Origin of the sequence: Gordonia sp. X0973 (assembly GCF_013348785.1) — a bacterium.
In the GTDB taxonomy this organism is placed as follows: domain Bacteria; phylum Actinomycetota; class Actinomycetes; order Mycobacteriales; family Mycobacteriaceae; genus Gordonia.
Genome location: NZ_CP054691.1, coordinates 3,623,581 through 3,645,777 on the forward strand (window position 1 = coordinate 3,623,581; position 22,197 = coordinate 3,645,777).

Below are 22,197 nucleotides of genomic sequence, written 5' to 3' on the forward strand. Positions count from 1 at the left end.
AGACCGATGTTCGTCATCGCCCAGCTGTCCGATTTGCACGTGAACGGGACGCACCGCAACCGTGCCCGGATCGAGGCGGCCTTGCACTACGTGAACTCGCGCGCCGAGGGCATCGACGCCCTGCTGGTGACCGGCGACCTCACCGATCACGCCGCGCCCGAGGAGATGTTGGAGGCGCACAAGCTCATCACCAGTCCGCTGCCCACGCTGATCACCATCGGCAACCACGACGCGCGGCCGTCGTTCAATGCGGTCTTCCGGCCCGAGGTCGACCCGACGTCTCCGGTGAATGTGGCGCTGACCGTCGGGGACGTCACGCTGCTCGCCGTCGACAGCTCGCTTCCCGGCGAGCGCCGGGGCTTCCTCGACGACGTCACAGTGAGTTGGCTGCGCACTGAACTGGATAACGCCGACGGGAAGGTCGTCGTCGCCTTCCACCACCCACCGGTGACGCTGGGCATGCCGATGATGGACTCGATCATGCAGTCCTCGCCGGAGCGTCTCGGCGATCTCGTCGACGCCCATCCGGAAATCGTGGCGCTGGTCTGCGGTCACGCGCACAGCGGGGCGGTCACGACGTTCCGCGGACGCCCGCTGTGCCTGGCACCCGGCGTCTCGTCGACGTTGAATCTGCCGTTCGAGGGCAGCGCGGTGGTCAACCGCGACCAGCCGGCCGGCGTAGCCTTCCACCTGATCGACGACGACGGGCGCGTGATCACGCACTTCCGCGCCATCCCGGGCTGAGATCTTCCCCGTCCTGACCGGCCGAGGGAGTATTGCCCTCGGTGGGTCAGCAGGGGGAGATTCTCAGCAGCTTCGGTCACGGTGTCTGTCGGCCCGGACGAAGGCCTCGATATCTTCCAGCACATCCGACCACTTGTGCATCACCATTGCGTAGGTGAGCCGAAACGTCGGACGGTGCGCCAGGAGCGACTTTCGGTCCTGTAGTCGGTCTCGCTCATACTGGGCCTCGTCCAGCAAGTGATGCTTCTTGCTATCGCACTCGATGATCAGGCGGCCAACGGCGAGATCTGAATGCCCGCCGCTCGGGCGAGCGGGCTGGACCTGAACCTTGTATCCGCGTGCGCGCAGGCGGACTCGGGTGAGGGTTTCTGTTCCCGACTGCGACCTAGGATCACACTTCTCGAGTAGACGATCGGCCTTCGCGTCGAGCAGTCCGTCCATTGCCGCACGCAGGTCCTCGACAGTCATCCGCTTGGTGTTCAGCACCGAGTCCACGACGACGATGAAGTCTTCCCTGCTCATGCACCTCGCCGCACAGCTGAGTGCCAGAGCAATCGGATCGACCGCCGTATGGACGGGGTGCGGACGTCCGTGGTGTCGACAGAAGCTGCCATGAGCGCCTTTCGGCCCACGCACATGTGTGCGCGGGTAGCCCGGGGGGACCCAGAAGCCATAGAGCTTCAGGGCCGATGCACAACTCAGCGCACCTCCGCGTCGCACGGCCTCGACGACCTCAGGTCTCGCATAGGGTGCGGCAAACCAACCAGCACGGATGCGCGTTAAACCCCCTGCCTTGACCTGGCGGCGAATGTCGGCATCGTCAACCCCCTTGGCCAGCAATTCCGGACGCGTGAAGACCCCGCTCATACCTACTTAGACGCATAGCGGTCCGGATCGGCTCCATGCTTGCTGAGATTTTCCCCTTGCTGGCCGGCCGAGGGAATATTGCCCTCGCCCGGTCAGCAGGGGGAAATTCTCAATCGCCTACTACTTGGTCGGCTTGCTCGACCCGTTGCTCATGAGTTCCTTGATCAGCCGATCGGCGATGTCGCCGATGATCCCGGGACCGGTGTCGGGCAGCATGTCGGCGACACCCTTGGTCACGGGGATCTTCGCAGCCTGGGTGGCCTCGTACCGGATCCCGGCGATGCCCGCACCGGTGAGCGGCTTGGCGTAGCGGCTCAAATCGGTTGCCGTCGTCACCGTGGCGGCGACCTTCGTACCCGCACCGGCGAAGTCGGCGGCTCCGCGTCGAATGTGGTTGGGCGAGGTCACCAGCACGATCTGCGAGATCCCCCGCGCGCGCAGCAGCTCCGTGGTGTTCTGCGCGTTGGAGATCGTCGACGTGGACTTGTCCTCGGTGGTGATACGCGACGCGGAGAGCCCCTTGCCGATGAGCCACTTCTTCATCGCGGCCGCCTCGGTCACCCCCTTCTTGGGGACGCCACCGGTGACGAAGACCGGTGTCTCCGGCGAAACCTGCGCCTGCGCCAGTCCCGCCTCGAGGCGGTTGACGAGTTCGGGTGCCATCGACCCGTTGGGGCGCAGGCCGTAGCCCAGGATGACGATCGCCGAACCCGCCGGGGCGCTGACCGGCGTCGTCGACGGCACGATGGCGGCGGCTTGATTCACGCCCTCGATGAGGCCGCGAATCGAGTTGGCCGCGGTGATGCGGACGGTCGTCAGCTTCTGCAGCGCGCGGTCGCGGGTGGCGGCGTCGGACTGCTGATCGCCCCAGATCGCTTGCAGTGCAAGCGCATCGGGATCGTTGGCCGTGAGCGCCAGCATGCTCGTGATGTCGGTGAGTCCACCGGTGACGTCGCGCGCCGCGAACTTCTTCTGGGCACTGTTGTACAGCCCGGCCGGGTCGACCGCGTCGGCGGTGTGCACGACATTCGGTGAGCCGTTCGGCAACGCACCGATCGCCAGTCCACCGCCTCCGGCGACGAGGACGGCGGCCGTACCGACCAGAAAGCGCCTTTTCACACTAATCACACGAGTCACATGCGTAACAGTACGGGCGGATCGCTACAGGCCCGGATCAGTCCGGTATCGGAACGGCAACGACAGGCTTCCGAAGCAGGCACAAGCAGACCGACGCCCCGACCCATCAACGTGGGCCAGGGCGTCGGCGATATTGGCGATAAACCAACTAGAGCGACGAAATGATGTCCTCGACGCGGTCCTTGGCGTCGCCGAAGAGCATCTGCGTGTTGTCGCGGAAGAACAGCGGGTTCTGAACGCCGGCGTAACCGGCGGCCATCGATCGCTTGAACACGATGACGTCGCGCGCGTTCCACACCTCGAGGACGGGCATGCCGGCGATCGGCGAACCCGGGTCCTCCGCAGCCGCAGGGTTGACCGTGTCGTTGGCGCCGATCACCAGGACGACATCCGTCTCCGGGAAGTCGTCGTTGATCTCGTCCATCTCCATCACGATGTCGTACGGCACCTTCGCCTCGGCGAGCAACACGTTCATGTGGCCCGGCAGGCGACCGGCAACCGGGTGGATGCCGAAGCGGACGTCGACGCCCTTGGCGCGCAGCTTCGACGTCAGGTCGGCCACGGGGTACTGCGCCTGCGCTACGGCCATGCCGTAACCCGGCGTGATGACGACGGACTTCGCGCCTTCGAGCAGCTCGGCTACGGCGTCGGCCTGGATCTCGCGGTGCTCGCCGTAGTCGGTGTCGTCGGCCGGTCCAGCCTCGATACCGAACCCACCGGCGATCACCGAGATGAACGACCGGTTCATCGCCTTGCACATGATGTAGCTCAGGTACGCACCCGACGAGCCGACGAGCGCACCGGTCACGATGAGCAAGTCGTTGTTGAGCAGGAAGCCCGACGCGGCGGCCGCCCAACCGGAGTACGAGTTCAGCATCGACACGACGACGGGCATGTCGCCGCCGCCGATCGAGGCCACCAGGTGCCAGCCGAGGAACAGTGCGAGCGCGGTGATGACGGCCAGCAGCACCATCGACGTGGTGTCGTCGTGGGTGTCGCGTGCGACGTAGAACCCGGTCAAGACGGCGAACGCGACCAGCGAGCCGACGTTGATGAAGTTCTTCCCCGGCAGCATCAGCGGCGAGGACTTCATCCGTCCCGAGAGCTTCAGGTTCGCCACGATCGAACCGGTGAAGGTAACCGCACCGATGAAGATGCCGATGGCGATCTCCGCCTCGTGGACGTTGGTCAGGGTTCGCACGTCGCCGGTGGCGACACCGGTGCGGTCAAAGCCCTCCAGCGCGCCGTTCCAGCCGATCAGCACGGCGGCGATGCCGACGAACGAGTGCAGCAGCGCGATGAGTTCGGGCATGCCGGTCATCTCGACGATGCGCGCCCGCCACAGGCCGACGAGCGCACCGATGACGATGGCTCCGGCCAACAGCGCGATCGGGATCCACTTGTCGGTGATCCCGTCCGTGTCGAGGCGGTGGACCACCTGGGCGATGGTCGCCACGAGGGCGATCGCCATGCCGATGATTCCGTAGGAGAGGCCGCTGCGCGACGTCTCGTGCTTGGACAGCCCGGCCAGCGAGAGGATGAACAGCAGCGCGGCGATGATGTAGGCCGCGCCGGTGATTGCGTTGATGACGCCGACGGTCATGATCACGCCCCCTTGCTGAACATGGCGAGCATGCGACGGGTCACCGCGAAGCCACCGAAGACGTTGATGGACGCGACCAGGATCGCGATGGTCGCGAGGATCCGGATCGTCAGATTGTCGGTTGCCAGCTGCAAGAGCGCGCCGACGACCACGACGCCGGAGATGGCGTTGGTGACCGACATCAGGGGCGTGTGCAGCGCGTGCGCCACGTTGCCGATCACGTAGTAGCCGATCACGATGGCCAGCATCAGCACCGTGAAGTGCGCGGGCAGCGGCTTCGGTGCGAAGGCGATCAGCGCGCCGAACAGCAGGATCCCGGCGAGCGAGATCGCCACCTTCTTGGCGGGGGCCATCGGCGCCTTGGGCTCCGCGACGGGAGCGGGCGCGGCAGCCGCTGCCTGCGGGGCGGCGGACACCTGCACCGGCGGCGGGGGCCACATGCCCTCGCCGTCACGGGTGACGGTGATGCCGCGTTGCACCACGTCGTCCATGTCGAGCGTGAGCTCGCCGTCCTTGCCGGGCGTGATCAGCTTCAGCAGGTTGACGATGTTGGTCCCGTACAGCTGCGACGTCTGCGCGGCCAGGCGGCCGGCGAGGTCGGTGTAGCCGAGGATGGTGACGCCGTTGTCGGTGACGACCTTCTCGTCGGCGACGGTGCCCGCGACGTTGCCGCCGTTGGCCGCGGCCATGTCGACGACGACGGAGCCGTTGTGCATGGCGGCGACGGTCTCGGCGGTGATCAGCTTGGGCGCGGGGCGTCCGGGGATCAACGCGGTGGTGATGACGATGTCGGCGGCGCGGGCCTCCTCGTCGTACATCGACGCGGTGGCCGCCTCCTGCTCGGCGGTCATCTCCTTCGCATAGCCGTCGGCGGACTTCTCCGCCTCGAAGTCGACGTTGACGAACTCGGCGCCCATCGACTCGACCTGCTCGGCGACCTCCGGTCGCACGTCGAAGGCACGCACGATGGCGCCCATCGCCGACGCGGCGCCGATCGCGGCGAGACCGGCCACACCGGCTCCGACGACGAAGACGCGGGCCGGCGGGATCTTGCCCGCCGCGGTCACCTGACCGGTGAACATCCGGCCGAACTCGTGGGCGGCCTCGACGACGGCACGGTAGCCGGCGACGTTGGCCTGCGAGGAGAGGACGTCCATCGACTGGGCGCGCGAGATGCGCGGCACCGCGTCCATCGCCAGACCTGTGACACCGGCCTGCTGCAGCTTCTCGAGCAGCTCGGGACTGCGACCGGGCGCCATCATCGAGATGACGGTCGCACCGCGGCGCAGCCTGGCGATCTCCGCGTCGGTCGGGGCGTTGACCTTGACGACGACGTCGGCGCCCCACACCTCGTCGGCGGACCCGATGCGGGCTCCGGCCTCACTGAACGCCGTGTCCGCCTGCTCGGCGCGCTGGCCAGCACCGGCTTCGACGACCACGTCGTACCCGAGTTGCTGCAGCTGGGCCACCGTTTTGGCGGTCGCCGCGACGAGAGTCTCGCCCGACTTCGATTCCCGTGGAACACCGATCAGCATGTCACTGCCTCCTCGGGCGCCACGCGCGCGTGTGGAACACTCATGTTGCTTCCTTTGCTGACGTCGTTGTCAATCGCGAACCGCCCGGTGCCGCATGCCTGCTGGGCATGCACGGGAAGGCCGACGCGCTATACCGCAAGCCGGCGATCTGTACCAGGCGACACGCTGCGCGGAGCCGATCGAGGCGCCCGCGTGGGTCACAAACTGAGGAAAAACATAACACGCGGGCCCACTTGCTCCTGCACGCAGTACGGCTCCTCACACGGTCCAATCCCCCGGGAACACTGGGTGGATTGTCCGGTATCAGCTGATTGGCGAGGCGCCGCCTGCTGCGGCCAGCCATCACCGAGCATCGGCCTCATGTTCCAGCGCCACCCAAGGACTCGGCCTGGGGGTCATCGGGCACACCGAGCGACCGCAACCACAGACCCGACCCCGGGTCCTTCAGATTCGGATGCTCCCGTAGGTAGTCCTTGAAACGCTCGACCAGCTGGTCTTCGCTCCCTGTCAGGGGATGAAAGTCGCCGCTGTCCTCATCAACGGTTCCTAGCGCGGCCAGGCCCGATCTCATGGCCCGGTCGCCAACCCAATCGAGCACGTCGGCGGCGGTAAACCAGCGGTCGACATTCACAGCCCCATTGCGTAGCACCGACTGGTAGAAATCTGCGATAGAGGCGACAGGTCGCCCCGAAAATGCACTCCACCATAGCTCATATTCCCAGCGTCGCCGGGAGGCGGCAATTCCAGCATCAGTAATTTCGAAACTAATCCGATAGTCGGACTGCTTGGGCGAATGAGTACGCAGGTACTCACGAATATCTGCCAGCTGTGATTTCGCGTCACCGCCCATTGGTACAATCCCGGTCTCGTCGATATATCGCCCGGGCGTCATCCAGCCCTTCATGATGACACGCTCGAAAATGGGGTACAGAAATCCCTCAGGGTCGTATAAGTCTGTGCCTAGTTCCTCCGTTGCCGCGCGATAGAACTCGCTGATAGCCATGTCGTCACGCCAGTTGCCGTCGAAGGAGAAGCTAAGTATGTACCACAGCGCGGACCATGCATCCTCGTTCACTTCCCGAGCACCTCTGCAATCGTGCCCGGATCCCACTTCCTGATCGACCCGATAACTATCTCGTCAGCCATCGGTCCTGCCCGATCTGTTGACCCTGTTCCGTAGCCGGGATCCTAGACAAGCGGAACGTCCAACTGCTTCGTGTCTTCGCCACTAGACAGAACGGATGAGCTCACGAAGCGAATATCCAGATGGAACGGTATCGTGCTCGAAGTAGTAGATCATGACGTCGCCAGCTTGCTTCGCATTGAAGACTTCATTGGGAAGCACATCGTAGCGGTATTTCCCCACCGCAATCGACACCATTTCCGCGTCATGCTGGTCACCAGAAACGGGTCGCCCGACGATAAACTGCGTGTAGCCTCCGCCTTCTGACTCGACTCGCATTTCTAGTGTCATGGCCTCGGCGGATCCACCAGCTTGGAGGAAGGTCTCGTTCGACTCATCCTCCTCAGCCTCCGATAACTCGTCCGGCCAGGCCGGTCGTACCAGTCGTGTCAGTATGAGATGGTTCTCGTCCTTCCCATTGAGGACAGTAAGGGGATGGGTTAGTCCGCGGATATCTGGTTCTGGCCCCATCGTTACAGTCATTCCGTCTGTGTATTCGAGAGTGTGGGTTGGTTTCATATTCCAGCACCCCTTGGATTGGTTTGAGGATCATCAGGCGCACCCAGTGCCTTGAGCCATAGACCTGACCTACGATCCTTCAGATTTGGAAGTTCCCGGAGACAGTCCTTGAAACGCTCGACCAGCTGATCTTCGCTGCCCACGAGAGGCTCAAAATCACCGGTGGACTCATCAACGGTTCCTAATTGGATCAATCCGGATCTCATCGCTCCATCACCAATCCACTCGTCTACGAACGGAGCGGTGAAGTGACGGGCGAAAACCCCCGACCCATTGTTCAGCACCGACTCGAAGAAGTCCTCAATAGGAACTAGAGAATGCTCGAAGAAGGCAGCCTGCCACTCTTCATACTCCCAACGTCTATAGGAGGCCGCAACGCCAGCGTCGGTGATTTCGAAGCTGATCCGGTAGTCGTAGTCATCATCGTGATTTTCATTCTGTATGAACCGGCGGATGTCCGACAACTGAGAACGCTCATCACCATCTATGTTGACAAATCCTTTTCGTCGCGCCGAATCTTGAACGATCATCCACCCGTTAGTGATCAGGCGTTCGACAATAGAATAGACCGCGTCATCCATGTCGCGTGGGTCAATACCCGGTTCACGCCTTGCCGCCGAGAACAAACTGCCGATTGGCATATCATCACGCCACCGACCGTCGTTGTCGAACGAAAAGTTGAGGTACCACCACAAGGCACGCCAACTTGCGGCGTCCTCCCAGTGGGAATCGAAGGCCTTATCCTTCATAACCGAAGTCACCGCCGATCGATAGGTCGTCGGACCGCAATAGTCGTCCCAGCCCCTACTAGACCGTACGAATCAGCTCGCGAAGCGTGTATCCCGGCGGGACGGTATCGTGCTCGAAGTAGTAGATCATGACGTCGCCAGCTTGCTTCGCATTGAAGACTTCATTGGGAAGCACATCGTATCGGTACTTCCCTACCGCAATCGACACCATTTCCGCGCCATGCTGGTCACCAGAAAAGGGTAGTCCAACGATAAACTGCGTGTAGCCTCCACCTTTGGACTCAACTCGCATTTCTAGAGTCATCGCCTCGGCGGATCCACCAGCTTGAAGGAAGGTCTGGTCCGACTCATCCTCCTCGGCCTTCGATAGCTCGCCGGGCCACGCTGGGCGCACTAATCGTTTGAGCACGATATGATTCTTGTCGTCTCCATTGAGGACAGTCAGGGGTAGGGTTAAATCACGGACGTCTAGATCCGGCCCCATTGTCACAGTCATTCCGTCTGTGTATTCGAGAGTATGAGTCGGTTTCATTATTCCTTCAATATCTTTACGCGCACTATCTTTCCAGTGGTTCCATCAGGTAGTTTCACATACGCTGGTTGCCCGCCATTCACCGCACCGTCGAAACTCCGCTGACCAGGCGTAAGAGAAGCCGTCCCACTCTTAACCTCGATTCCGGTATATGTGCCATCAGAGTTCTTCACCAGACCGTCATAGTATCGGCCATTCTGGGATACGCCTCTGGCGTTTGGAATCTGAGCGAGTCGCTGATCGCGGACAACCTTAACTCCTGGGTTCTGAGACTCGTACTTGTCGAGTGCAACTTTCTCAGCATTCTTGCCGCTTCTACCGTCATTCCCTCGAGCGTACTGTCCCAGGTTATCACGACCATCACCCCGATCGGCTCCCTGATTCGGTCGCCCACCGCCAACGCCCGGTGTCACAATTTCCGAACCATCTGGCTCTTCGTGGTGGCCACCCAGGGACGGACTGTGGATCTCCAGTCTGTGATGATGCTTTAGCGCGTCTCCGCCTTCCCCCTCAAGGCCGTCGTCATCAATGAGTCGACGAGCGGCACCATACTTAGGCGCACCTGCTTCCTTGATTGCGTTGGCCAAGTCGCGGTCCACCCGCTTCGCCTCAGTGAGCAACCTCCCCATCCGCGCACTGAGGTCGTTCAGCTTGCGGTTGTAGTCCGCTTCCTCCGCATCGGTCATATCCAGACTCGGTCGAAGGGGTCGAATCGTGTCATCGTCGCTGATCTGAAACCCGTAACTGTCGGCTTCGTCCATGAGCCTCTGAAGGCCGGCCTTCACATCGATCACTTCGTGTTCTGCCCTACGCGCAGCGTCAGCAAGGTTCGACGTGTGATCGGACAACTGGCCTAGGTCAATGCGGGTCCGGCGAACGGCGTCGTTTGCCTCTTCGGCCGCCGATCCTGTCCAGTGCTCGAAAGCGCTGAGACCCTTCAGCTGGATTGACGTGCTCTCGGCATGATCGGCCACCTTCTTAGAAAGGCCGAATACATCGCCGATCGTGCCCGGATCCCACTTCCTGATCGCCCCAATAGTTATCTCGTCAGCCATCGCCATCGGTCCTGCTCGATCTGTTGACCCTGTTCCGCAGCCGAGACGTTCGAGGACACAACCACGTCGATCGGAGGATCGCCACCGGCCGTCGCCGAGATCGACGCACCTTGAGGCGATCGGGATTCAGTGGCCTCGGCCCCCGAAGTCGCGCCGCCTTGAACGCGGTGCAACGCGATCGCGTTGGCTACACCTGACCACTTCTGCGTGGCGGTGACGATCAACTGCACCAGGACGATCGAGTCGTCGGACAGCGGTGCTGCCATCGACTGTGCGTTGGAGATCAGTGGTCCGAACGGCGACGCAAGCGTTCCCAACTGCCTCACCGACGCGAAGCGGGGACCCGATTCCCGGGCGACCAACCCGCGACCCTCCCATCCAGTCGTGTCCGCGGTGGTTGCCGCCGCCTCATCGACAAGTTCGGTCACTGACAGATCCGTTCCGGTCAGCACCCAGCCGAAGACGTTCGCCAACGACGCAAAGACCCGGCTGCCAGCTGCCGCTTCGGCGTCATCGATCACTGTCGCATCAATCCACGCTGCACCCGGCGGACCTTCGCCGACCCGGTCCACCCGGACCCACTGGGCAGGCACCCCGGTCACCTCAACTCCCGACGTCAGCGGTTCGGTGATCGTCTGCGAGACGACCTCGGGATGAGCAGCCAGGTATTCGACGAGGTTCATACAGCCTCCGGTTCTGGTACGGGGATTGCCAGTTCGACGGAGTTTCCGCGGATGGGGTAGGGATACTCTGGATGAAGAGCCAGCATCGTCCTGATCGTCGCCGGCGACGTCTGTCGTCCGTCGGCATGCCACATCTGCAATTGCACGAGCACGGACATCAGCGTATTGAAATCGAGGCCATAGGGCTCTGAACGAAGCAATACTTGCACCGGCTTCGTCGCTGTACTTGCGAGATATATCAGTGGGCTACCGCTGCTATCCTTCTTTAGGACAATCCTCGCTTCTCCCAGTTCAAATTGCGGGCCGCGTCCTAGACGGACGTAGGAATCCGAGATCGCCAATGGACCCCGATTCCGGTACGCCTGAACCAGAAGCGCCACGATCAGTGGTGGCCCAACCACGAGAACAAAGAGTAGCCGAGGACCTAACTCTCCCATAAGTGCTTCACCGACTATCGCTCCGGTCATTATCGTCAGCACTATCGGAAACCAGAGAAGTCCATGGCTCCAGAACGGTGGTCGCGAGATCCTAACCTCATCCTGAGTGACCTTCACCTTTCTACGCGGTTTCAACCATCCAGGAAGCGGGATCAATCCAATCGACCCCATCCCGACAATCGCATATGGGTCACGGAGCTTTATCCCCAGACCTACTCCTAGTACCGCGATTGCAGGAAGCTGCCACCCAAACTCTCGAGACGCCTTGAAGTCCGAATAGTTGGTCCACAGCAGAACATCTGGTCCAGTCACCACGACTCGCCGCCCTCCGTAATGTTACGGTCGCGTACGGACACGTTAGCCACGCGTCTTAGCATTTCTGGCAATGCGCTCCCGCCCTTTAAGAGGTGTGCTGTGAGCGCAATTGAAACGAGCGGTCCGCAGGCTCGGTGTTCCGCCTTCACTACAATTCTCGATCTGGCAACGGCGCCAATACTTCGAGCTTCTCACCGAGCGCTGGAAGTGGGTCCGGCAACGAGACACTGAGCATCGCCTCGATCTCCTCGGGAGACACCGCAGCACCATCGGTGCACCATCTTTGTAGCTGAACTATGACCGACATCAACGTATTCGGATCCTGGTTCAGGCTGAACGGAACGATACTGGCAAATCGCGCTGGTTCAGCAGAACTCGAGAAGACTATCAGCGGCACGCCCTTTTCATTGGCTGAGACCGCGAATTTTGACACAGGGAAATCGAATCTCACCCCGTTGCCGAATTGAATATACGTGGCGGAGATCGCCAGCGGACCCCGCCGCTTGTACGCATAGCGTGCCAGGTATCCTGCACCCGGGATCGCGACTATTGCGATATATGCTAGGCGTGGATTCTCGTCATGGAGAATTGCTAACTGAGCAATCGCGACTACCGCGAATATGACGAGAATGAACGGTACCCACCATAGGACATTTCGCCATAAGGGTTGTCGGAACAACCTGACCTCTGGACCCACGATCTTAATCTTGGTGCGCGGCGGCAACCAAAGCGGAAGAGGCAGAAGCAAGATAGCCACCCCGAATACCACTGCCATCGGATCACCTAGGTACAGCCCCAGCGCGATGACCCCGACGCCGATGACGATCGCAGCCAAGAAGACCCGGCGAACTCGGACGTAGTCCGTGTATCGGCACCAAACATATTTCACGACCTGGTTCACGATGGTCTCACCATCCGGACCAGTCCCAGAGCTTCTCCACACCCTTTGAGGCGAAGTAGGCGACTCCAGCGCCCACTGCGGCACCAACGACCGCGCCTGCGACAGTGCCCACGCCTGGAATCGGGATGAACGAACCGATAGCTGCCCCATCGGCAACGCCCTCAAGGGCGCCTGCGGCCACTCCAGCGGTCGCTGTGGTCGCTGCGGCTTCAGCACCACCGCCCACAACAGACTCGACAACCGCAGCCACGGCACCATCGGCGGCCGTTCCTGTTACGGTTCCTACTCCTTCTCGCGTCGCGGCTTCGGTCCAGGTGTCCCCTTCGTTGTGGTCAGCGAAGACGTTGACGATCCCAAATAGGGCGCCTACGCCAACACCGGCCGCCCGGACGCCCTTGATGTGCGGGAGTTGTCATCGATTTCGAACCCTTCACTGGCGGCCTTGTCCAACAGCTTCTTGAGTTCGGCCTTGACCTGAATCACATCGGCTTCGGCCGTCCGCGCAGCCTCGGCAACCTTCTCCGCGTGTTCGGTCAACCGGTCCAGATCACGGCGGGTGCGATGCACCGAATCCCTTGCCTCATCCGCCGCTGGCCCCGACCATTGCTCAAAGGCGCCGAGGCTCTTGAGTTGGTTCGAGGTACTCATCGAGTGATCGGCGACGTTCTTAGATATGCCGAACACGTCGGCGATCGTGCCCGGATCCCACTTCTTGATCGAACCGACAGAGATCAGGTCGGTCATCAGGCACCCCCTCGCCCAGTCGGTAGACAGTTCGCGGCGAGTCTAACGGCCTTCGAATGCGTGCGCCAGAATGTCGATCAAGTGTCTGACCTGGGGTTTAGGGCAAATCTGACATATCGTCCGAACCGGCCGTGATGGCTTACTTGATTGCTATTCAAGTGGCTATAGTCGCGGTTATTCGAGACCCGACTACTGTCGCAAGGAGTCAAAATGACCGATTTCTCCGCAAATACTGATTCGCTGCATCATTCCGGCCATAAGTGCAACACCATGCACATCGAGACACACGAAGTCATGCGGTCAGCTTGCTCGGGGATCGAGAGCGCCGTCGACTCGGGTTGGATCGGCGCGTCGGCAGAAGCCATGCGAAGCCGACTCGAGGCTATTCGCACGGCTGGTACTCACATCACCGGACAGCTCAACGAGCACTCTGGCCGGTTCCACTCCACCGCGGCCTCCTACACGACAACCGAGACGCACACCGTTAAGACGGTCAAGCGCGCGGGTTCGTCGTTGAATCTGCGAACCGACTGACTACTGCCCCGCCGATACCGGACCCGCTCCCGGTGCGGGCTGAAGGTTCGGAGTGCCCAACGGTGCGGACGGACCGATTCCACTCATCCCGGTCGGGGCACAACCTGCGGGAAAGACATCTCCCCTTGCGACGGTGGATTCGGTAACAGTGGAGCCGGCGGGGAAGCCGGTGCGGGAGCCGACGGGGTCACAGATCCGGGAACCGGCGATACAGGCGATGTGATCGCGGGCGGTGCTGGCGTCGGCGTCGACCACTCGGTCCGTCCCACACTTGGCCGGTCGGGCACGGACACGGCCTCGGGAGCCAAAGCGGGTGGCGCTGGCGCGGGTGCCAGCACCGGCGGTGCCGACAACGGCGCCGACGTCACCTGCGGTGCCTCACTTGGCACGGGCACAGTGGCGACATTCGCCCCGCCAGCGGACACGTTCCCCGGCTTGTTCACGACATCCGGATCGGTGACCGGCACCTTGAGGCCGAGCGCGTGGTAGAGCGCGACCTGCACCTCGCGCGGAGTGGGTACGTCATGGCCGAACAGGGTGCTCGCCTGACCCGGCATCTGCCGCGGCACCAGCGTGTTCATCACCTCGTCGAATTCCTTGGGCACCGGGATGCCCAGGTCACGCAGCATCATCCCGTACGGATTGCCGCCGTCGAGGATCACGTACTTGGTGTTTCCCACGGTCTGTTCGCTGACGACCGCGAACTTGCCGGCGTCGTCGTACATGTTGGCGTGGATGTAGAAGCCGGGGAGGAAGTAGACGAGGAAGCTGATCGGGCGGGCCAGCGGATTGGCCATGCCGCAGGTCGTATCGCCGATGATGCAGATCGACGTCACCCCGATGTCGCCGGTGTCATAGGGATCGCGCTCGCCGTTCGTATACAGACCGGTGATGAAACTGGGCATCTGCACTTCGGCGCCGGTGTGCGGGAACCGCGGGTCGGCGGCGACGACGACCTGCACGTCGGAATCGTCCTTCACATGCAAGGTGTGCAACAGGTAGGCCGCACTCATCACCGGCGAAGCACTCTGCGAGAAGCCGTCGAGAATGACCTTTCCGGGGGTGTTCTGCGCCGCGGCGACCATATTCGCCGTGCCGATGGCGGCCGATTCGTTGTACGTCCCCTCCCGACAATCGGGATCAGGACCCCGAACGCCCGCGCACCGAAGGCGGCCGGATACGGAACCACTTCGTACGGCAGACGGTTGCCGTTCTCGTCGTCGAACCAACCCACCTCGACGGTGCGCCCGACCTGGTCCTCGCCGGCCGGGTCGCCGGTGCCGGGGAGGATCAAGACTTTCGAGCCGGGCTGCCACGCCGGCAAGAAACCTGGTCGCTCTGCGTGGGCCGCAGCAGGCGCGACGAGAAGCAGGGTCGCGCAGGTCGCCGCCGCGACACCACGCCATCGGGTCATTCGAGTTCGCACATGCGCAGTGTATGCAGGCGGACCCGAGGAATAGCGGGCAACTAGGAAGTCGCAGCGGCACGCACCGACGCGGCAGCATGCCGGCCCGCGCGTCGCCCGAAATAGGAGCCTTCACCCAGCTGGGTACCACTGGCGTAGCCCTTGCCGTCCTGGGCCAGGTTCGCCGCGCACGCCCCGGCGGCGTACAGCCCGACGATCGGCCGACCGTCGTCGTCGAGCACCTCCCCGTCGACGCTCGTCGCCATTCCGCCGATGGTGAACCCGGCGTACATCGCCTTGCCCAGGCTCATGTCGAAGGCCGCCCACGGCCCGTGGTCCTGTGGCGCCAGGAACTCCGCACTCTTGTGGAAGTCGGGGTCCTCGCCCTTCGCGGCGTTCTCGTTGTACCGATTCAGCGTCGCCACCAGCTTCCCGGCCGGGATCCCGAGCGCCGCCTCCATCTCCTCGACCGTCTCCCACCCGTCGATGAACGGGCACAGCGGCATATCCGGGCGCTGCATGTGCTCCTCGTCGACGATGAGGAAGGCCGCCGAATCCGGCTGGTCCATGACGAACCCCGACGTGCGCGAGTGATAGCTGTCCTCGGTGACGAAGCGCTCGCCGTTCTTGTTGACGATGATCCCGGTCAGCAGGATCGACGGCGGGTACACCGGCGCCGTGACGAAGGCGGAGTCCATGTGCTTGAGGCGCGCGCCGACCGACGCGCCCATCCGGATGCCCAGCCCGTCGTCGTAGGTGCTGCCGAGGACGAAGGGCTTCTCGGCCATCTGCGGCACGTGTTCCGCGACCATCTCCGGATTCATCACGAATCCACCCGCCGCGATGACGACGGCCTTGGCCCGGATATACCCCTCGCCATCGGTGGTCTTCCATCGCACGCCGACGACATGCCCGTCGCCGTCGACGACGAGATTGCGCGCACCGGTCTCGTAGCGGACCTCAACGTCGAGGCGCTTCAGTTCCTCTTGCAGGAGATCGATAACCATCGATGCGCCGCCGGTGTCGCCGGGCTTGGGCACCTTGTGTCCGCGCGGTGCGGGGACGGCCATGTTCTTGAACGGCCACACCTTCTCGTTGCCGGTGAACATCAGGCCCTCGGTGTTGGGCTGGATGACGGCCTTGCCGGGGAAGTAGGAGCGCTCGAAGTGCAGACCCAGTCCCTCGAGCCAGTCGAAGTGCTCGACACTGTCGGTGCAGTAGGCGTGGATCTTCTCCGGCTCCGGATCGGGCGAGACGGCGGTGATGTACTTCTCCATCTCCTCGGCGCTGTCGGCGTGCCCGGTCGCCTGCTGCACGGCGGTCCCGCCGCCGAGGTAGAAGTGCCCGCCGGCCATTCGCGTCGTCCCGCCGGCGTCGGCGCTGCGCTCGAGGACGAGCACCCTGGCGCCCGCCCGCGCCGCGTCGACCGCCGCGCAACCCCCGCCGATGCCGAATCCGACGACGAGCACGTCGACGTCGTCGGTGTACTCGGTGATGCTCGAGGCGTCGATGACCTCGGGGAGGGCGGTGCCCTTGGCTTCGGCGATGCTCATGACCGCCAGGATACTGCACGAACTAGAACGTGTTTCAGTTTTCTTCGCGGTCAGCTTCGCAGCGTCAACTCCACCATCGGCAGCGTGTCGACGCTCGCGCCGACGGCTGCCTCGATCGCACCGCGCAGCCGTTTCCACGCCTGCGGGTGCGCGCGCTGATAGTCCTGCAACGCCGCGCCCGACTCGTCGTCGGACATCATTCGCGCACGCGCCGGGATGTCGCGCCGACCACCGATGCTGACGTGGCAGTCGGGATGTCGCCGCAGGTTCTGGTACCACTGCGCCTTTTCGCCGAAGCCGCTCACAATCACGATGCGATCTGCCGCGGGCCGCTCCACGACCTCCAGGCAGACGTAGCGCGGCAGTCCCGACTTCCGACCGGTGTGCTCCAGCAGCAGCATCCGCGAGCCGAACAACCATCCGAACCCGTGGCGATACGCGGCGATCGGCGCCCGCACGAATCGTCGGTTCTGCAGGAGGCGGGCGAAGAGTCCGTCGGTAATCGGCATCGGCCGCCTACTTCACGAAGCGCGCGATCGCCTGCATCGCCTCGTCGATCTTCTCCTGCGCCCCGTCGCCGCCCTTGGTCGCGGCGTCGAGCACGCAGTGGTTCATATGGTCGTTCAGCAGACCCAGGCTGACCGACTGGAGCGCCTTGGTCATCGCCGAGACCTGCGTCAGGATGTCGATGCAGTAGGCCTCCTCGTCGACCATGCGCTGCAATCCGCGCGCCTGCCCCTCGATACGGCGCAGCCGCTTGAGGTACAGATCCTTCTCGGCGATGTACCCGTGATGGTGAGCGTCGCCGTCGCACGTGCAGTCGGCCGGGTCGGCACTGACGGGCTCGGTGGTCGGTTGGCTGGTCATGATTCTCCTGTCGCCGTCGGCGATACCCCCCTATGGTATCGCCGATTGGTCACTGCGGCCGCTGGCGAAGCGCGATCGCCAAGTTCTCGAGCGCCGCCGAGAGGTCCACCAGTGCCACCACCACCGGATCGGACTCGTCCAAACCCCGCAGGCCGCCAGCCGATGCGGGGGCCTGGGCCTGGGCGCTCGGCCTGGCGGACTCGGCCACCCTACGGGGCTCGGGTGCGGCCGGCGGCGGCTCGGGTGCCGGCGCGGCCGTGGGCCCGTCCGTGCCGCGGGTCTCGACGACGGACACGTCGACGATCGCGGCGTCGACGATGCCGGGGTCGTCGACGCTCGAGACGTCGACGACGGGTGCATGGGTCAGGTGTACGCCGTTCACCGCGCGTCGCACGGCCGGCCCGGTTCCCGGCCGACCGGTGGCCGCCGACGGCACCGACTCCGGGGCCGCATAGAAGTGCAGGCCGCCGTGACCGGCGAAGAGACCGCAGCCGACCCCGGAGGCGTTGCGCATCGGGCACGGATCACCGCCGACGACGCGATGGCGCCCCGACGACGAGTTGTCCCAGAACAGCCAATTGCGGCGCAGGCCGAATTGTCCGGAGCCGCCGTCAGTCGCGTGCTCGCCCATGTGGCCGTCGGAGAGGCGGCACGTCACGATCCAGTTCGCACCGGGACCGAGGCCCAAGGCGACGCGCTCCGATTCGGTACTGACCGCCGTCGACCAGCACGCACCCGTCATCTCACCCATCCTTAGCCCCGCCGATCCTCTGCGAGGGTAGTCGGGATCGACCGCGAGAGCGAGACCGTGTTTTACAGGGCGAGACTGCGCTCGACCGGTTCCCCGTCGCGCTCGAAGCGAAGGTCGTCCGCGTCGCCGGCCATCCGCAGGCCGACCGAGCGGGCCTGCGCGGCATCCGTCTCCGGGTGATCCGCCCGATGATGTGCACCGCGCGATTCGGTGCGCCCCAGCGCCGCACTCGTCACCGCCGCCGCGACCAGGGTGAGGGCCGCGTCCTCGTAGTCGGCGCGGCCGCGTAGCTCGCGGATGGGAGCGGCCGCCAGCGCGGCCAAGGTCGCACGCAACCCCTCGTCGTCGCGTTGCAACGCGACCTCGTGGCTCATCAGGTTCTGCAGTTCGGTGCGCGGGAGGACTCTCGCTCGAGTCGAGTGGTCGCGACGAGGGGACAGCTGGCTCGAAACCCCGCGGTTTGCGACAGACCCGACACGTGAATCCTGTGGGGTTTGTCGCGAAGTGCCGGGTTTGGGAGCCGCTCGCCGGATCGCCTCCGCCGCGGCGCGCCCGCCCATGACGAGGCCCTCGAGAAGACTGTTCGACGCGAGCCGGTTGGCACCGTGCAGCCCGGTGCGCGCGACCTCGCCGGCGGCCAGCAACCCCGTGACGGTGGTGTTGGCGTGCTCGTCGGTGACCACGCCGCCACACAGGTAGTGCGCGCCCGGGACGATCGGGATGCGCCCGTCGGAGATGTCGACCCCGGCCGCCTCGATGCCCGCCCGCACGGTCGGGAAACGGGTCGCGAAATCGGGCATGCCGCTGATATCGAGGTAGGCACAATCGGCGCCGGTGCGCTCGATGGCCGCCTCCACCGCGCGGGCCACCACGTCGCGCGGCGCCAGATCGCCCATCGGGTGGACGCCCTCGGTGACCGAGTTCCCCTCGGCGTCGACCAGCCGCGCACCCTCGCCGCGCAGCGCCTCGCTCACCAGTGAACGCCGGCCACGGGCACCCGGGACGTACAGCATCGTCGGGTGGAATTGGATGAACTCGAGGTCGGCCACCTGCGCGCCCGCGCGCAGTGCCAGCGCGATGCCGTCGCCGGTCGCGCCGCCCGGATTGGTCGTCGCCGCATACAGATGCCCCGCGCCCCCGGTGGCGACGAGCACGGTCGGGGCGGTGATCGTGCCGTTGCCCGTCGACTCCCCGTCGTCGACGAGGTAGGTCACGCCGGTGACCTCCCCTTCCGCCGACTGCAGAATCTGCGTCGCCATCGCATGGTCGACGCACCGGATGTCGCACCCCTCGGCGATGGCGGCCGTGGTCGCCCGTTCCAGGCTGCGCTGGACGTGCGCACCCGTGGCATCTCCACCGGCGTGGATGATCCGCCGCACGCTGTGCCCGCCCTCGCGGGTGCGCAGCAGCCGACCATCGGCGTCACGGTCGAACTCGGCACCGTCGTCGATGAGCGCCGACACCGCATCCCATCCGTCGGCGACGATGAGTTCGGTCGGCTCCGGCACCACCAGTCCGGCGCCGGCCGCCAAGGTGTCGGCGACGTGGAGCCCGATCGAGTCCTCCGCGTTGTCGGGGAGGACGACGGCGATCCCGCCTTGCGCGTAGAAGGTCGACGACGGGCGTTCGGCCGCACCGGAATCGGCACCGGCACCCTTGTTCAGGACGACGACGCTCAAACCACCGCGCGCGGCGCGCAGGGCAGCGGTCAACCCCGCCACCCCGGCGCCGACGATGACCAGATCGGCCCGGGTGGGCACTTCGGCGATGACTGCCATGATCGCCCCTCTCGAAGTTTTCGACTGTTAATCGAAAACTCTACTCCTCCGCGCGCGATAGCCGCGGTGCCCACTCGGTGTGCTTGAGGTGCCCACTCGGCAGGGTTTGGGTGCCCACTCGGCGCATGTGGGTGGTCGAGTGCCGTAGATGGTGGTCGAGTGCCGGCGAGGCGCTAGCCGAGTCGGTGTATCGAGACCGCGCTAGACGCGTTGGTCGAGTGCCGCAGACGGTGGTCGAGTGCCGGCGAGCCGCTAGGTGTACTTCCCCGACACGTTGTGAACGGGTGAGGTGAGGCGAAGACCTCCGGGCAGGATGTGGGTTACCACACTCACCATCTCGCCACGGAGGTCTTCATGACCCACGCTAATGCACCTCTGACTCCTACGGGCCGTCGACGTCTGGCTGTGCTGGTTGTTGATCAGGGGTGGTCGTTGCGGCGTGCTGCTGAACGGTTTCAGTGCTCACCGGCAACGGCCAAACGCTGGTCTGACCGCTACCGGGCGGGGTTGCCGTTGACCGATCGCAGCTCCCGACCCCAGTCCTCACCGCGGCGGCTGGCACGCAAGGTCGAACAACGAATCATCGGTCTGCGGTTCACCCGCCGGTGGGGGCCACATCGGATCGCCTATCACCTGGGCCTGAACAGATCGACCGTCGAGCAGGTCCTCAAGCGGTACCGCATGCCGTTGCTGGCCCATCTCGATCAAGCCACCGGACTCCCGGTGCGCCGCCCGGCCCCGGTCCGATACGAAGTCGACCGGCCCGGGCGGCTGGTGCACATCGACATCAAGAAGCAAGGTCGAATCCCCGATGGCGGTGGTTGGCGCGCCCATGGCCGAGGCTCGATACAAGACCGGGCCGCAGACACCGCCCGGGAAAGAGCCTGCCGCGCGGGGGCGAAAAGCTCGCGCGGCTACCGCTATCTGCATCACGCCGTCGACGACTACTCGCGGTCGCCTATTCCGAGATCCTCGACGACGAACGTAAAGAGACCGCCGCAGGGTTCTGGTTACGGGCCAGCGAGTTCTTCGCAGGTATCGGCGTCACGGTCACCGCGGTGATGACCGACAACGGTGCCTGCTACCGCTCCCACGCCTTCGCCGACGCCCTGGGACCCACGATCAAGCACAAGTGGACCCGCCCGTATCGACCGCAAACCAACGGGAAAGTCGAACGATTCAACCGCACCCTGGCCGCCGAATGGGCCTACGCCCGGCCCTACGCCAACGAAACCGAACGCGACGCCGCCTACACCGCCTGGCTACACCACTACAATCACCACCGACCCCACACCGGCATCGACGGCCAAGTCCCCTCAGCCCGCGTTCACAACCTCACAGGGAAGTACAGCTAGGCGAGTCGGTGTATCGAGACCAGGCGAGCCGAGAAGGTGTATCGAGACCAGGCAAAGTCAGCGGAGAAAGGCGGCGGCGCGGTCGCCCCAGGTCGCGAGTTCGGCGGGGGTGTTGGCGACGACGAGCTCGGCGTTGGGCAACGCGGCCGCCAGGGCTTCACCCGACGACACCGGGTGCGTACCGTCGCCGGTCCAGCTCATGACCAGCACCGGCAGCGCCAGGCCGGCCAACTTCTCCCGCGGCGGGAAATCGGTCTGCGCCGAGCCGCGGAACACTGCGGGCAGTCGTCGCGCCGAGACCCGGATCGGATTGATATACCGCTTCGCGTCGACCAGCGCCGGGGAGGCGGGCGCGTCGACGCTCAACGCCTCGAGTGCGGCCACCCCCTTGTCCTGCACCAGTTGCGCCGAGCCCAGCCGCATCCCGTTGGCGGCCGGACGCGTCTCCCAGCAGGTGGGCGGGGTGGTCAGCACCAGCCGGGAGAACCGCTCGGGCCGGTCCAGCGCGGCATACAGGATCGACGCCGTGCCCATCGACGACCCGATCGCGCCGACCTTCTGCGCGCTGGTCGAGTGCGGTGTATCGAGACCCGGCGAGAGCGGCGGCCTCACCGCGTCGAGCAGGCCGAGCAGATCCTTGCCGAGTTCCGGCCAGGTGTACTCGACGGGATCCGTGCCACCCGTCGAACGCCCGTGGCCGCGCGCGTCGTAGCGGATCAGACGGTGCTCCGCAGAGACCGGGCGCCAATCGAAGTTCCCGGCTCGTTCCTGGGTGTAGGTGGCCGACGTCATGCCGTGTGCCCACACCACCGGCGAGCCTTTGCCGGTCGAGTTGTAGGCCAGTTTCGCGCCGCGCACCTCGGCGAACTGGAATGCCGGAGTCATGTGGCGCAGCATACGGGATTCGAAATGGTGCATCAGTCCTCGTAGAATCACCTCCGGTGAGCACT

21 protein-coding genes and 1 pseudogene are annotated in these 22,197 nt (G+C 64.4%); 3 read left to right on the forward strand and 19 right to left on the reverse strand.

Going from position 1 to position 22,197, the window contains the following annotated elements; all coding sequences use genetic code 11:
- The first annotated feature begins 6 nt into the window (after window positions 1-6).
- Window positions 7-744, forward strand: coding sequence for a metallophosphoesterase (locus HUN08_RS17710; protein WP_124247555.1), 738 nt, complete (start codon window positions 7-9; stop codon window positions 742-744).
- 63 nt (window positions 745-807) lie between these two features.
- Here HUN08_RS17710 and HUN08_RS18480 read toward each other — a convergent pair whose 3' ends face one another.
- From HUN08_RS18480 to HUN08_RS17770, 12 genes are all read right to left on the reverse strand, one after another.
- The gene (locus HUN08_RS18480; RefSeq protein ID WP_301546793.1) at window positions 808-1,266 is read right to left on the reverse strand and encodes a hypothetical protein; all 459 of its coding nucleotides are present in this window, start codon (window positions 1,264-1,266) and stop codon (window positions 808-810) included.
- Between the two features lie 465 nt (window positions 1,267-1,731).
- On the reverse strand, window positions 1,732-2,730 hold the full coding sequence (locus HUN08_RS17720; RefSeq protein ID WP_301546794.1) for a YdcF family protein: 999 nt from the start codon (window positions 2,728-2,730) through the stop codon (window positions 1,732-1,734).
- Between the two features lie 166 nt (window positions 2,731-2,896).
- Entirely contained in the window at window positions 2,897-4,351 is a 1,455-nt protein-coding gene (gene pntB / locus HUN08_RS17725; RefSeq protein ID WP_124247553.1) for a Re/Si-specific NAD(P)(+) transhydrogenase subunit beta, read from the reverse strand.
- Window positions 4,352-4,353: 2 nt separating this feature from the next.
- Entirely contained in the window at window positions 4,354-5,886 is a 1,533-nt protein-coding gene (locus HUN08_RS17730) for a Re/Si-specific NAD(P)(+) transhydrogenase subunit alpha (RefSeq protein WP_124247552.1), read from the reverse strand.
- A 358-nt stretch (window positions 5,887-6,244) separates the two neighbouring features.
- A complete protein-coding gene (locus HUN08_RS17735) occupies window positions 6,245-6,961 on the reverse strand; it encodes a hypothetical protein (protein WP_124247551.1) in 717 nt (238 codons plus the stop codon).
- Window positions 6,962-7,114: 153 nt separating this feature from the next.
- Window positions 7,115-7,552 (reverse strand): hypothetical protein, encoded by a 438-nt coding sequence (locus tag HUN08_RS17740; RefSeq protein WP_129624313.1) that lies wholly within the window; start codon window positions 7,550-7,552, stop codon window positions 7,115-7,117.
- 32 nt (window positions 7,553-7,584) lie between these two features.
- Window positions 7,585-8,337, reverse strand: a complete 753-nt coding sequence (locus HUN08_RS17745; protein ID WP_124247549.1) for a hypothetical protein — start codon at window positions 8,335-8,337, stop codon at window positions 7,585-7,587.
- Between the two features lie 58 nt (window positions 8,338-8,395).
- Complete coding sequence (locus HUN08_RS17750) at window positions 8,396-8,833, reverse strand: hypothetical protein (protein ID WP_124247548.1); 438 nt, start codon at window positions 8,831-8,833, stop codon at window positions 8,396-8,398.
- Window positions 8,834-8,868: 35 nt separating this feature from the next.
- Window positions 8,869-9,930: a hypothetical protein gene (locus HUN08_RS17755; protein ID WP_124247547.1), complete on the reverse strand. Its 1,062-nt coding sequence runs from the start codon at window positions 9,928-9,930 to the stop codon at window positions 8,869-8,871.
- Window positions 9,909-10,607, reverse strand: coding sequence for a hypothetical protein (locus HUN08_RS17760; RefSeq protein WP_124247546.1), 699 nt, complete (start codon window positions 10,605-10,607; stop codon window positions 9,909-9,911). The genes HUN08_RS17755 and HUN08_RS17760 overlap by 22 nt, the downstream gene beginning before the upstream one ends.
- Before the next feature lie 900 nt (window positions 10,608-11,507).
- Window positions 11,508-12,260, reverse strand: coding sequence for a hypothetical protein (locus HUN08_RS17765; RefSeq protein WP_124247545.1), 753 nt, complete (start codon window positions 12,258-12,260; stop codon window positions 11,508-11,510).
- A gap of 366 nt (window positions 12,261-12,626) precedes the next feature.
- A complete protein-coding gene (locus HUN08_RS17770; RefSeq protein WP_124247544.1) occupies window positions 12,627-13,004 on the reverse strand; it encodes a hypothetical protein in 378 nt (125 codons plus the stop codon).
- Window positions 13,005-13,214: 210 nt separating this feature from the next.
- Between HUN08_RS17770 and HUN08_RS17775 the strand changes: the two genes are divergently transcribed.
- Window positions 13,215-13,538, forward strand: coding sequence for a hypothetical protein (locus HUN08_RS17775; RefSeq protein WP_124247543.1), 324 nt, complete (start codon window positions 13,215-13,217; stop codon window positions 13,536-13,538).
- Window positions 13,539-13,621: 83 nt separating this feature from the next.
- Here the strand turns inward: HUN08_RS17775 and HUN08_RS17780 are convergent, their stop codons facing one another.
- The 6 genes from HUN08_RS17780 to nadB form a co-directional block, all read right to left on the reverse strand.
- A complete protein-coding gene (locus HUN08_RS17780) occupies window positions 13,622-15,043 on the reverse strand; it encodes a PE-PPE domain-containing protein (protein ID WP_124247542.1) in 1,422 nt (473 codons plus the stop codon).
- On the reverse strand, window positions 15,006-16,496 hold the full coding sequence (locus HUN08_RS17785) for an FAD-binding protein (protein ID WP_124247541.1): 1,491 nt from the start codon (window positions 16,494-16,496) through the stop codon (window positions 15,006-15,008). The genes HUN08_RS17780 and HUN08_RS17785 overlap by 38 nt, the downstream gene beginning before the upstream one ends.
- 50 nt (window positions 16,497-16,546) lie before the next feature.
- The gene (locus tag HUN08_RS17790) at window positions 16,547-17,005 is read right to left on the reverse strand and encodes a nitroreductase family deazaflavin-dependent oxidoreductase (protein WP_124247540.1); all 459 of its coding nucleotides are present in this window, start codon (window positions 17,003-17,005) and stop codon (window positions 16,547-16,549) included.
- Window positions 17,006-17,012: 7 nt separating this feature from the next.
- Window positions 17,013-17,363 carry a metal-sensitive transcriptional regulator gene (locus HUN08_RS17795; RefSeq protein WP_124247539.1) on the reverse strand — a complete coding sequence of 117 codons (351 nt, stop codon included), beginning with the start codon at window positions 17,361-17,363 and terminating at the stop codon, window positions 17,013-17,015.
- Between the two features lie 49 nt (window positions 17,364-17,412).
- A complete protein-coding gene (locus tag HUN08_RS17800; protein ID WP_129624311.1) occupies window positions 17,413-18,114 on the reverse strand; it encodes a hypothetical protein in 702 nt (233 codons plus the stop codon).
- A 62-nt stretch (window positions 18,115-18,176) separates the two neighbouring features.
- The gene (nadB, locus tag HUN08_RS17805; protein ID WP_124247537.1) at window positions 18,177-19,892 is read right to left on the reverse strand and encodes an L-aspartate oxidase; all 1,716 of its coding nucleotides are present in this window, start codon (window positions 19,890-19,892) and stop codon (window positions 18,177-18,179) included.
- A 354-nt stretch (window positions 19,893-20,246) separates the two neighbouring features.
- On the opposite strand from nadB, the pseudogene HUN08_RS17810 reads away from it, so the two are divergent.
- Window positions 20,247-21,247, forward strand: a pseudogene (locus HUN08_RS17810) (IS481 family transposase).
- Window positions 21,248-21,304: 57 nt separating this feature from the next.
- Here the strand turns inward: HUN08_RS17810 and HUN08_RS17815 are convergent.
- On the reverse strand, window positions 21,305-22,132 hold the full coding sequence (locus tag HUN08_RS17815) for an alpha/beta fold hydrolase (RefSeq protein ID WP_301546795.1): 828 nt from the start codon (window positions 22,130-22,132) through the stop codon (window positions 21,305-21,307).
- Window positions 22,133-22,197: the final 65 nt, after the last annotated feature.